General features: G+C 71.4%; 9 protein-coding genes and 1 pseudogene. 8 read left to right on the top strand and 2 right to left on the bottom strand.

The window, feature by feature from the left end; translation table 11 throughout:
* From AN218_RS38350 to AN218_RS20620, 3 genes and pseudogenes are all read left to right on the top strand, one after another.
* Positions 1-452 (top strand): annotated as a pseudogene (locus AN218_RS38350) (hypothetical protein); the annotation flags it as partial.
* A 7-nt stretch (positions 453-459) separates the two neighbouring features.
* Positions 460-1,473 (top strand): adenosyl-hopene transferase HpnH, encoded by a 1,014-nt coding sequence (gene hpnH / locus AN218_RS20625; protein ID WP_070018382.1) that lies wholly within the window; start codon positions 460-462, stop codon positions 1,471-1,473.
* A gap of 56 nt (positions 1,474-1,529) precedes the next feature.
* Positions 1,530-2,912, top strand: a complete 1,383-nt coding sequence (locus AN218_RS20620) for an aspartate aminotransferase family protein (protein WP_070018381.1) — start codon at positions 1,530-1,532, stop codon at positions 2,910-2,912.
* A gap of 24 nt (positions 2,913-2,936) precedes the next feature.
* Here the strand turns inward: AN218_RS20620 and AN218_RS20615 are convergent, their stop codons facing one another.
* A complete protein-coding gene (locus AN218_RS20615) occupies positions 2,937-3,728 on the bottom strand; it encodes a tyrosine-protein phosphatase (RefSeq protein ID WP_070018380.1) in 792 nt (263 codons plus the stop codon).
* A 739-nt stretch (positions 3,729-4,467) separates the two neighbouring features.
* Between AN218_RS20615 and AN218_RS20610 the strand changes: the two genes are divergently transcribed.
* The 5 genes from AN218_RS20610 to AN218_RS20590 all read left to right on the top strand — a co-directional run bounded on the left by AN218_RS20610 (position 4,468) and on the right by AN218_RS20590 (position 9,028).
* On the top strand, positions 4,468-6,858 hold the full coding sequence (locus AN218_RS20610) for a sensor histidine kinase (RefSeq protein ID WP_070018379.1): 2,391 nt from the start codon (positions 4,468-4,470) through the stop codon (positions 6,856-6,858).
* Between the two features lie 212 nt (positions 6,859-7,070).
* Positions 7,071-7,487 carry a roadblock/LC7 domain-containing protein gene (locus AN218_RS20605; protein WP_070018378.1) on the top strand — a complete coding sequence of 139 codons (417 nt, stop codon included), beginning with the start codon at positions 7,071-7,073 and terminating at the stop codon, positions 7,485-7,487.
* Between the two features lie 9 nt (positions 7,488-7,496).
* Entirely contained in the window at positions 7,497-7,880 is a 384-nt protein-coding gene (locus AN218_RS20600; protein WP_070018377.1) for a DUF742 domain-containing protein, read from the top strand.
* Positions 7,858-8,463 (top strand): GTP-binding protein, encoded by a 606-nt coding sequence (locus tag AN218_RS20595; RefSeq protein ID WP_070018376.1) that lies wholly within the window; start codon positions 7,858-7,860, stop codon positions 8,461-8,463. The genes AN218_RS20600 and AN218_RS20595 overlap by 23 nt, the downstream gene beginning before the upstream one ends.
* On the top strand, positions 8,453-9,028 hold the full coding sequence (locus tag AN218_RS20590) for a GAF domain-containing protein (protein ID WP_070018387.1): 576 nt from the start codon (positions 8,453-8,455) through the stop codon (positions 9,026-9,028). Before AN218_RS20595 ends, AN218_RS20590 begins: the two co-directional genes overlap by 11 nt.
* A gap of 181 nt (positions 9,029-9,209) precedes the next feature.
* Here the strand turns inward: AN218_RS20590 and AN218_RS20585 are convergent, their stop codons facing one another.
* On the bottom strand, positions 9,210-10,412 hold the full coding sequence (locus AN218_RS20585; RefSeq protein WP_070018375.1) for an acyl-CoA dehydrogenase family protein: 1,203 nt from the start codon (positions 10,410-10,412) through the stop codon (positions 9,210-9,212).
* Positions 10,413-10,880: the final 468 nt, after the last annotated feature.

Raw genomic sequence — 10,880 nt, 5'->3', positions numbered from 1 at the left:
AGACGCGGGACGCCGAGGGCCGTACGGAGTGCACCGGCACGGAGGTGCTCGCCGGTGCGCTGCGTGCGTACGGCACCGTCCATGTGGGGCCGCTCGCCGGCTCTGAGCGCATCGTGCACGGGCTGGCGCGCGCCGCCCTGCACAGCACGACCGCGGCCGTGGCCGCCGACATGGAGTCCGCGGCCACATTGCGCGCGGCGCGGCGGCCCGTCGGGGGAGGGCCCGCCCGGGGAGGGGAGAGCAGCCGTCGCGAGGACGGGTACGGCGGGAGCGCCGAGGGCCCGGAGGCGCGCCGCGCCGTGGCGGCCGTACGGGTGGTCGTCGACGCTCCCGGACATGAACTGATCCGTCCCGGGACACTGCGAGGTGGAATATCGGCATTCCGCGTACTGCGCGGAGTTGTGCCCGCATTCCTCGAATGGCACCGATCCTTGCTGCTCCCCTGGAGGTGAGCGAGTCATGGCCATGCCTCTGCGCCAGACCGTCCGTATCGGCAGCTATCTCTTCCAGCAGAAGCTGCGAGGCCGCCAGAAGTTCCCGTTGATCGTCGAACTCGAACCGCTCTACGCGTGCAACCTCTCATGTGAGGGCTGCGGGAAGATCCAGCACCCGGCGGGCGTCCTCAAGCAGCGGATGCCGGTGGCGCAGGCGGTCGGCGCCGTCACCGAGTCCGGGGCGCCGATGGTCTCCATCGCCGGGGGCGAGCCGCTGATGCACCCCCAGATCGGGGAGATCGTGCGGCAGTTGGTCGCGAAGCGCAAGTACGTCTTCCTCTGCACGAACGCGATGCTGCTGCGCAAGAAGATGGACGAGTTCACGCCGTCCCGCTACTTCGCCTTCGCGGTGCACATCGACGGACTGCGCGAGCGGCACGACGAGTCCGTCGCGAAGGAAGGCGTCTTCGACGAGGCGGTCGAGGCGATGCGGGAGGCGAAGCGCCGGGGCTTCCGCGTCACCACCAACTCCACCTTCTTCAATACCGACACCCCCCAGACCGTCATCGAGGTGCTCGACTACCTCAACGACGAACTGCGCGTCGACGAGATGATGGTCTCGCCCGCCTACGCCTACGAAAAGGCCCCGGACCAGGAGCACTTCCTCGGCGTCGAGCAGACCCGCGAACTGTTCCGCAAGGCGTTCGCCGGCGGCAACAGGCGCCGCTGGCGGCTCAATCACAGCCCGCTCTTCCTCGACTTCCTCGAAGGCAAGGCCGACTTCCCGTGCACGGCCTGGGCGATCCCCAACTACTCCCTCTTCGGCTGGCAGCGGCCCTGCTATCTGATGAGCGACGGCTATGTGCCCACGTACCGGCAGCTCATCGAGGAGACGGACTGGGAGGCCTACGGACGCGGCCGCGACGCCCGGTGCGCCAACTGCATGGCGCACTGCGGCTACGAGCCCACCGCCGTGCTGGCGACGATGAGTTCGCTGAAGGAGTCGCTGCGGGCGGCCCGGGACACCGTTCGCGCCTGAGCCGCGCGCGGCCGCGCACAGACCACGACGGGACCGACACCGGGAAGGGGCCGGGGATGAGCGACTTCGACCTCAACGCGCTGCTGGCGGAACGCGGGGCCGAGCGGTACGAGTTGCACGCACGGCACCTCAACCACCAACTGCCGCGGATGCTGCGGACGATCGGCTTCGACAAGGTCTACGAACGGGCCGAGGGCGCCAGCCTCTTCGACGCCGAAGGCCACGACTACCTCGACATGCTGGCCGGTTTCGGCGTGATGGGCCTCGGGCGGCACCATCCCGTCGTACGGCAGGCGCTGCACGACGTGCTGGAGGCACAGCTCGCCGACCTCACCCGCTTCGACTGCCCGCCGCTGCCGGGGCTGCTCGCCGAGCGGCTGCTCGCCCACGCGCCCGGCATGGAGCGGGTGTTCTTCGGCAGCAGCGGTACGGAAGCGGTCGAGACGGCGCTGAAGTTCGCCCGGTACGCCACCGGGAAGCCCCGGGTCCTCTACTGCGACCACGCCTTCCACGGGCTGACCACCGGCTCGCTCTCCGTCAACGGCGAGGCGTCCTTCCGCCGCGGGTTCGCGCCGCTGCTGCCGGACACGTCGGTGCCGCTGGGCGATCTGACGGCGCTGGAACGGGAGTTGAAGCGCGGCGACGTCGCGGCGCTCATCGTCGAGCCGATCCAGGGCAAGGGCGTACACGCCGCGCCGCCCGGCTATCTGGCCGCCGCGGGCGAACTGCTGCACCGGCACGGCGCGTTGCTCGTCGCGGACGAGGTGCAGACCGGGCTCGGGCGCACCGGCGACTTCTTCGCCTACCAGCACGAGGATGAGGTGCGGCCGGACCTGGTGTGCGTGGCGAAGGCGCTGTCGGGGGGCTATGTGCCCGTCGGGGCGACCCTCGGCAAGGAGTGGATCTTCCAGAAGGTCTACTCGTCGATGGACCGGGTCCAGGTGCACTCCGCGAGCTTCGGCTCCAACGCCCAGGCCATGGCGGCCGGTCTGGCGACCCTGGCCGTGATCGAGAACGAGGACCTCACCGCCCGGGCCCGGCGCACCGGCGAGGCGCTGCGCGGCAGACTGGCGGCGCTCATCGGCGAGTACGAGATGCTGCGCGAGGTGCGCGGACGCGGGCTGATGATCGGCATCGAGTTCGGCAGGCCCAAGTCGCTGGCGCTGCGCGGACGTTGGACGATGCTCCAGGCCGCGCGCAAGGGCCTGTTCGCGCAGATGGTGGTCGTGCCGCTGTTGCAGCGCCACCGCATCCTCACGCAGGTCTCGGGCGACGAGCTCGAAGTCATCAAGCTGACACCGCCGTTGGTGATCGGCGAGGCCGAAGTGGACCGCTTCGTCGGGGCGTTCCGGCAGATCATGGACGAGGCGCACGACGGCGGCGGTCTGATGTGGGAGTTCGGGCGAAATCTGATCAGGCAGGCGGCGGCGAACCGCTGAGCGCGCCGCCGCGGGGCCCGTCCGTCAGGCGTCTTCCAGCATCCGCGCGCGCAGCCGTTCGCGGGTGGCCGCGTCCAGGCGGAGCCCGTCCGTGAGGTAGCGCTCGACGCCGCCCCAGGTCTCCTCGATGGTGTGCAGGGCCGCGTGGAGATAGGCGGCGCGCGCGTCGAAGAGCGGCGAGAGCAGTTCGGCGACCTCGGGGGAGACGCTGCCCTGGGAGCCGCGGTGCATCTTGTAGCGCCGGTGGGGGGAGTTGGACTGGAGGTAGTCGGCCTCGATGGCCTCCTGCTCCACGCCGAGCGCCATCAGCGTCACCGCGACGGACAGGCCGGCGCGGTCCTTGCCGGCCGCGCAGTGCATCAGCGCGGGGACGCTGTCGTCCGCGAGGTGGTGCAGGATCCGGCTGTGCTCCGCCGTACGGTTCTTGATCATCGAGCGGTACGAGGCGATCATGCGGGCCGCGCCCTGGCCGTCCGCGAGGACCGCGCGGAGCTGCTCCAGCTCGCCGTCGCGGACCATCTTCCAGAACTCGGCGCCGTCCGCGGGATCCGAGAGCGGGATGTTGACGTTCCGCACGCCCGGGAGCTCGACGTCCGGGCCCTCCAGGGCCTGGTCGGCGGAGTTGCGGAAGTCGAAGACGGTGTGCAGCCCGAGACCGCCGAGGAACACCGCGTCCTCGTCGGTCGCGTGGGCGAGATGGCCGCTGCGGAAGAGCAGTCCGTGCCGCAGCCGCCGTCCGTCAGCCGTCGGCACCCCGCCGACATCCCGGAAGTTGCGCACGCCGGTCAGCGTCGGTTCGGTGGACTGCTGGCTCACGGATTCTCCTCGTCTCCACGACGGCCGATCCCGACCGACCATACGGCATGGTCGGTCGGACCGGCGGTCCCGGCGAGGGCGAACGCATCGCGCAATGTCACCAACTGAGTGCACAGAGTGGTCAGTTCGCTCACTCTCCGTGGTTGCTGAGAAGGCGGCAGGGGCGAATTCAGGCCCGATATGGGGTCTTGTGTGCCGCGGCTCGCCAGGGGTCGCCGGGGCGTGAATATGCCTGCGTCAGGAGATCGGCGGCGGTCCCGCATGCGCGCGTATGCGCTGTTCGCCCGAATCACCTGCCGTCACCGTGTGCTGTGGCCGGAATCGCACGTCGTGCGCCGCAGGGATCCGGACGCCGAGGTGGTCGTACGGGGTGGACGGCGCACTCCAACGCCCGTTGCCGCGCGGCGAGTTCGCAGGTCGCTGCCGTACGGGACGGGCAACCGGGCCGCGTACGGGGTGACGTGGAGGCCGGTGGCCGGGATGCGCCCCTGGCCGCAAAGAGGGTGGCTAAGCGTAACTACAGGGCTGCGCAAAGCAGTTACGCTCACCACGCGTATCCGCGCGGACACGGCTGCGATCTTCACTCGTTGGGAGCTGGCGAAGGGTGGCGAATATGTCAACTCCGTCTACGAGTGGTCGCGAGCACTAGCGTGGCCGTGGCGCCGCCCATGCTGACGCCGCACCGTGTCCGTGCCTCCCAGGGGCCCATCAGCAGCCCGCAAGCCAACCGAGGAATCCGATGCCTGAACTCCCGAGCCGCGCGGCGCAGACAGAACGGGGCAACAGCCGTCCCCCGCACGCGCCCGGCCACCACCCGGGGAACGCTCCGCTCCCGGTCGCCGCGGGGCCCAACGGCGCGTCCGCGCAGGCGACTTCGGCGGCCGGCACCGTCCCCGCGGTGACCGGAGGGGACGGCGCACACGGTGCGTACGGTACGAACGGCGGGTCCGCCGGGGGCGGTTCGCGGCGGCGGCACGGCCGCACCCCCGCACCGCAGAGCCAGGGCGACGCCGTGCACAGACGCCGTCTGGTGCGCCTCGCCGTGACGCCCGCCTTCGTCGTCGCCGTGGCCGCCGCCGCGGTCGTGGCGTATGTGATGAGCGCCGAGGGCGGCGGCGCCGCGTCGGGTTCGTCCACGTCCACCGGCGACGGTCCGGTGCTCTGGAGCGTCCTCGGCGCCGCGCTCTTACTCGTCTGCGGCGTCATCGCCGTCGCCGCGCACTCCGCCGGCGCACAGGCCCGGGCCGCCCTGGAGCGGCAGAGGGTGCTGCGCCGCGCCGTGGCCCGCGGACAGTCCGACCTGCGGATGCTGCTCAACAGCCTGGAACAGGGCGAGCGTCCCCGGCTGCGTCCCCTGCCCGCGGAGGACGAACCGGGCCCGGACGCCGACGCGTTCGCCCATCTCACCCATGAACTCGCCCACGCACAGCACGCCGCCGAGACGGCCGTGACCGACACCGTGGCCTTTCTGCGCAGCAGCACCAGCGGCAGCGAGGAGAAGGTCGAGGTCTTCGTCAATCTGGCCCGGCGGCTCCAGTCCCTCGTCCACCGCGAGATCGAGCTCCTCGACGAACTGGAGAACCAGGTCGAGGACCCGGATCTGCTCAAGGGCCTCTTCCACGTCGACCATCTCGCCACCCGCATCCGCCGGCACGCGGAGAATCTGGCGGTCCTCGGCGGCGCCGTCTCCCGGCGGCAGTGGAGCCGTCCGGTCTCGATGACCGAGGTGCTGCGCTCGTCGATCGCGGAGGTCGAGCACTATCCGCGCGTGAAGCTCGTACCGCCCATCGAGGGCACCCTGCACGGGCACGCCGTCGCCGACGTGATCCATCTGCTCGCCGAACTCGTCGAGAACGCCACGGTGTTCAGCGCACCGCAGACCCAAGTGCTGCTGCGCGCCCAGCATGTGACGGCGGGCCTCGCGATCGAGGTCGAGGACCGTGGACTGGGGATGCCCGCCCCCGAGCAGGACCGCATGAACGCGGTGCTCTCCGACCCCGAGCGCATCGACGTCGGCGAACTGCTGCGGGACGGACGGATCGGCCTGTTCGTGGTCTCCGCGCTCGCCCAGCGGCACGGCATCGTCGTACAGCTCCAGAGCAACATCTACGGCGGGATCCAGGCGGTGCTGGTGCTGCCCCGCGAGGTGCTCGGCGAGGAGCCGGGCGCGGGCGAGCAGTCCGGCGCGGAGGGCGGGGCGGCGACCGGTGCCGCCGCCCACGGTGGAACCGACGGCGCGGCGGCAGCGGCCGTACGTGAGCGTGGCGTACGGGCACAGGGCGTACACGAGCCGGGCGTACACGAGCCGGGCGTACGGGAGTTGGGCGGACGGGAGCCGGGCGTACCGGCGGAGACCGTACGTGCCCGGAGCCCGCAGGCCGGGCAGGCGCAGCCCCAGCCCCAGCCCCAGGCTCAGCCCCAGCCGCAGGGGCGGCACGCCCAGCAGCAGCCGTTGCCGCAGCAGCGCCCGGAGCCCGGCGCACCGTCCCCGCTCGCCGGAACCGGGCCGCAGCCGCAGCCGGGTGTCCATGCGCGCATCTGGCCCGAGCCGCAGCCTCCGGCGGAGGGCGGGTCCGAGGCACGGCCGCATGAGCGGCACCGGTCGCCGTCACAGCCCCAGCCCCAGCCTCAGTCCCGGCCTCAGTCACAGCACCCGTCTCAGCCGGAGCCCCGACTCTGGCCCGAGCCGCAGCCGTTGCCGAAACGCTCCGGCAGGGGAGGGGACGGGAGCGCCGCGGGCGGGGACGTTGCGGATGCCGGGGCCGGCGCTGGAACCGGGGCCGTGAACGGCGACCGTCCCCAACTGCCCCGGCGCCGACGGCAGGAGCACCTCGCACCCGAACTGCGCGAGGCGCCGCCCGCCCGTACCGGACGTACCGCCGAGGCCGACTGGGACATGGCCACACAGGGCCACGACCCCGGACTGATGGCGGCCTTCCAGCGGGGAGCGACCCTCGCCGGACAGTCCCGTCTCGACGCCGCCGCCACGGGCCCGGAGCACGGCACCGACTCCGGCAACGGAATCGACCCCGGCAACGGCACCGGCATCGGCTCCGGACCTGGCACCACGGGAGCGGAGAACGGCACGGCCCACGGCCCCCGTCCCGACGACCCCCGCCACGCCGACTAGGCGCGCCCGGTGCGTCCACCGCGATCCACCGCGCCCGCGCACGGGCTGCACCGGCCGCCCGCCGGGACGGCGGATCACACGTCCCCGAACCCGCGGCACGGCGCAGCGCACGCCGCGGGCCCGATCCCACGATTATTCCGACGGACCCGGCCCGGCACGGCCCTGGTCCGGCCCGCTCTGCGGTTCCCGCTCTGAAGGAGAAGAACGCGATCATGGTGAGCGAAGCCCCCATCGGCCACTCGGCAGACCTCTCCTGGCTGCTGACCGGACTCGTCCAGCGCGTGCCGCACACGCGCAGCGCGCTCCTGCTGTCCTCCGACGGTCTGGTGAAGGCCGCGCACGGCCTGGAGACCGACGCCGCCGACCATATGGCGGCCCTCGCCTCCGGGCTGTACTCCCTCGCCCGCAGCGCCGGCGCGCGGCTCGGGGACGGCGGTGAGGTGCGCCAAGTCGTCGTGGAACTGGACACGTCGCTGCTGTTCGTCTCGACCGCAGGGCAGGGCGCGTGCCTCGCCGTGCTCGCCGGGAGCGACGCGGACGCCGCCGTGCTCGGCTACGAGATGGGGATGCTGGTCAAGAGCGTCCGCCCGTATCTGGGCACACCGGCGCGACAGCCCGCCGGCCACTGAGGCGCCCGTATGAGACGGCAACCGCTGGAAGGGCCGTGGCTGGACGGCGAGGCCGGGCGCCTGGTGCGCCCGTACACCGTCAGCAACGGACGGACGAAGCCCTCGGCCCAATTCGACCTGCTGACCCTGGTGATGGCGACCGGCGACCGCCCGCACAGCTATCTGGGCCCGGACCACACGCATGTGCTGAAGCTGTGCGGCGGTCCCGTCTCCGTGGCCGAACTCGCCGCGCAGATAGCACAGCCCGCGGTCGTGACCAAGGTGCTGCTGTCCGACCTGGCCGCCTGTGGAGCGATCATCTCGCGCGCCCCGGTGCCGGCACCGCGGGGAGACGATCCGACCGACCGAGACCTGCTGGAGGCGGTGCTCGATGGGCTCCGTAGACGACTCTGAGGCGATGCCCGCCGATCCGTTCCCGACCGCGCTGAAGATCCTCATCGCGGGCGGCTTCGGGGTCGGCAAGACGACGTTCGTCGGCGCGGTGAGCGAGATCGAACCGCTCAGCACGGAGGAGCTGCTCACCCAGGTCAGCTCCGCCACCGACAGCCTGGACGGTGTGGAGGAGAAGTCCACCACGACCGTGGCCATGGACTTCGGCCGGATCACCCTCAGCGCCTCGCACGTGCTCTATCTCTTCGGGACGCCGGGCCAGCAGCGCTTCTGGTTCCTGTGGAACGAGCTGTCCGAGGGCGCGCTCGGCGCGGTGGTGCTCGCCGACACCCGGCGTCTGGAACACAGCTTCGCCGCCGTGGACTTCTTCGAGCGGCGCGGGATCCCGTTCATCGTCGCGGTCAACGAGTTCGCCGACTCCTACCGGTACGAGCCCGACGAGGTGCGGGCCGCGATCGACCTCAAGCCCGATGTGCCGGTGGTGCTGTGCGACGCCCGGCAGGCCGGTTCGAGCACGCAGACCCTCGTCTCCCTGACCCAGCATCTGATCAACACGAGGAGTTCCCATGGCACCGATGTCGTATGACCCCACCAGCCATCTGCTGCTGACTCCCGAGGACGCCGAGGCGCCCAACAGGGTCGTACGGCTGCGGGAGTTGGGCCTCGGGGAGGCGCCCGTCCCCGAGTTCGACGACTTCGCGCGGCACCTGGCGCGGATCACGGGCGCGCCGTACGCCATGGTGAACTTCATCGACGAGGACCGGCAGTACTTCGCCGGTCTGTACGCACCGGGCTCGGACCAGGCGGTCGAGCTGGACGCCTCGGCGGGCGCCGGGGCGTCGCCGTCCGTGAGCCGGGTCATGGCCCGCGACCACGGCTACTGCCCGCACGTCATCGTGCGGCGCAAGGCGCTGGTGCTGGAGGACGTCTGCGACTATCCGCGCTTCGCAGGCAACCCCGTCGTCGACGAGATCGGCATCCGCTCCTATCTCGGGGCGCCGCTGATCGACCGTACGGGCATGGCGCTGGGCACCGTGTGCGTCGTCGACCAGGAGCCGCGGCCGTGGGGGCGGCAGGGTCTGGAGACCATCAAGTCGATGGCCGCGGACCTGGTGGAGCAGATCCACCGGCGGGAGCAGCAGGGGCCCTGACGGGGCGTACGTGCGCCGGGGTGCCGCGGGTGTGCCGGGTGCCGGGCCCGGCCGAGTCTGCGCCGGGCGCACCGCCCCGCGAAGTGCGGGGCGCAGGCCGCGGGTTGAGGGTACGAGGTGCGGGCGGCCGGGGACGTACGCGCCCGGCCGGGCCGTCACACGGCGGGTTCGGACCGGGCCGTCACACCGCGGGTTGGGGTTCGCGCCGTACCAGTTCGCTGAGCTTCTGCGACCAGGAGCCCTTGGCGGTGCCGAGGGCGAACTCGCCCAGGCGCAGCCGCTGTACGTCGCTGGTGCCGGCCGGAGCGAAGATGTGGTGGGCGTCGCGCAGATAGCGCTCGACGGGGCGGTCGGTGAACAGGCCGCAGGCGGCGTGGATCTCCATGGCGTCGCGGGCGGAGTCCAGGGCGTATTCGACGTTGACGAGCTTGGCGTTCATCAACTCCGCGTCGCAGGGCCTGCCGTGGTCGAGGAGATGGACGGCGTGGTAGGCGGCCAGACGTGCCGTCATCAGCCGGGACTGCATCTGTCCGAGCTTGAGCTTGACGGAGCCCAGTTCGCCCAACGGGGCGCCGTAGCGCTGCCGTTCGGAGCAGAAGGCCGAGGTCTCGTCCAGGATCGCCTGGTGGATGCCGAGGGAGACGGCGGTGAGGTTGGCACGCCCGTACAGGACGCTGGAGGAGTAGGCGACCGCGAGGCCGTCGCCCTCCTCACCGAGGCGGTTGGCGGCGGGGACACGGCAGTTCTCGAAGCTCAACTCGCCGAAGCTGAAGCCGTGCAGGCCCATGGCGGGCTGCTGGCGGCCGACGGAGAAGCCGGGGGTGCCGGTCTCGACGAGGAAGGCCGTGAGTCCCTTGGAGCCGGGTCCGGTGCGGACGACGACGCCGTGGAGATCGCCGACGTGGGAGTTGCCGACGTAGATCTTGCTGCCGTCGAGGACGTAGTCGTCGCCGTCGCGGACGGCGGAGGAGGTCATTCCGAGTACATGACCGCCGGACTCGGGTTCTGTCACGGCGATGGTCGGCAGGCACTCGCCGGAGGCAATTGCCGGTAGCCAGGTTTTCTTTTGCTCTTCGTTGCCGAAGTGAATGATCTTGGCGACGCCGAGCTGCGACGCCTGGACCATGGCGCCCATCGCGCCGCTCACCCGGGAGAGTTCCTCGATCACCACGGTCTTGCCGAGGTGACCCACGCCCATGCCTCCGTATCCGGGCGGCACGGTCGCTGCGATCCACCCCTGGCGTGCGATGAGCCGGGAGAGTCCGACGGAGGCCGTACGGGCCTCCTCCATCTCCGCTATCCGGGGTGCGACCTCGGTCTTCGCGAACTTCCGGACCGCCTCGCGTAACTCCTCGTGGCGTTGGTCCGTGAAGTAGCGTTCCATGGCGAGCCCTTCTCCGCGGTGTGGCTCCGCTTCCGGTTGGGCGGAGGTCGTTCATCGGCTGCCGACGCGCCCCCTGGCAAGGGGTCGGCCGCCTCATCCTCCCCTCCGCGAGGGCCGGTTGAGGATCGTCCGGCCGTTTTGGCCGAAAGCTTCCTCTCGCAATCCCAACCGGCTTGTGCAAAGGGGTATTTGAGCCGACGCGGCACGGCACATGCCGGGGGCGCCTTGTCAGCGTTACCCACTGGCATAGCACCGTTACGGCTCGCAGTCATCGATTCGCGGTGATTGGCGGCAACTCGACACGACCCGCGCCCCGTTGAGGATTCGTACAGATGTGGGCGCGCTCGTCGTCCTGTGTCGCGGTTTGCGCCGCCCGCCGGGGTGTTCGCGCTGGTCGCGGAGCCGCCGCCGGGCGCGGTGTGACGGGCGTGTGCCGCGCGTGCGCCCTTGCGGTCCGGCGGGCGCGCG

Source organism: Streptomyces nanshensis (genome assembly GCF_001751255.1).
Classification (GTDB): domain Bacteria; phylum Actinomycetota; class Actinomycetes; order Streptomycetales; family Streptomycetaceae; genus Streptomyces; species Streptomyces nanshensis_A.
This window is presented reverse-complemented; position numbering and strand designations above follow the sequence as displayed.

Coding starts and splice junctions, on each gene's coding strand:
- hpnH (WP_070018382.1), top strand. CDS start 460: ATGGCCATGCCTCTGCGCCAGACCGTCCGTATCGGCAGCTATCTCTTC.
- AN218_RS20620 (WP_070018381.1), top strand. CDS start 1,530: ATGAGCGACTTCGACCTCAACGCGCTGCTGGCGGAACGCGGGGCCGAG.
- AN218_RS20610 (WP_070018379.1), top strand. CDS start 4,468: ATGCCTGAACTCCCGAGCCGCGCGGCGCAGACAGAACGGGGCAACAGC.
- AN218_RS20605 (WP_070018378.1), top strand. CDS start 7,071: ATGGTGAGCGAAGCCCCCATCGGCCACTCGGCAGACCTCTCCTGGCTG.
- AN218_RS20600 (WP_070018377.1), top strand. CDS start 7,497: ATGAGACGGCAACCGCTGGAAGGGCCGTGGCTGGACGGCGAGGCCGGG.
- AN218_RS20595 (WP_070018376.1), top strand. CDS start 7,858: ATGGGCTCCGTAGACGACTCTGAGGCGATGCCCGCCGATCCGTTCCCG.
- AN218_RS20590 (WP_070018387.1), top strand. CDS start 8,453: ATGTCGTATGACCCCACCAGCCATCTGCTGCTGACTCCCGAGGACGCC.
- AN218_RS20585 (WP_070018375.1), bottom strand. CDS start 10,412: ATGGAACGCTACTTCACGGACCAACGCCACGAGGAGTTACGCGAGGCG.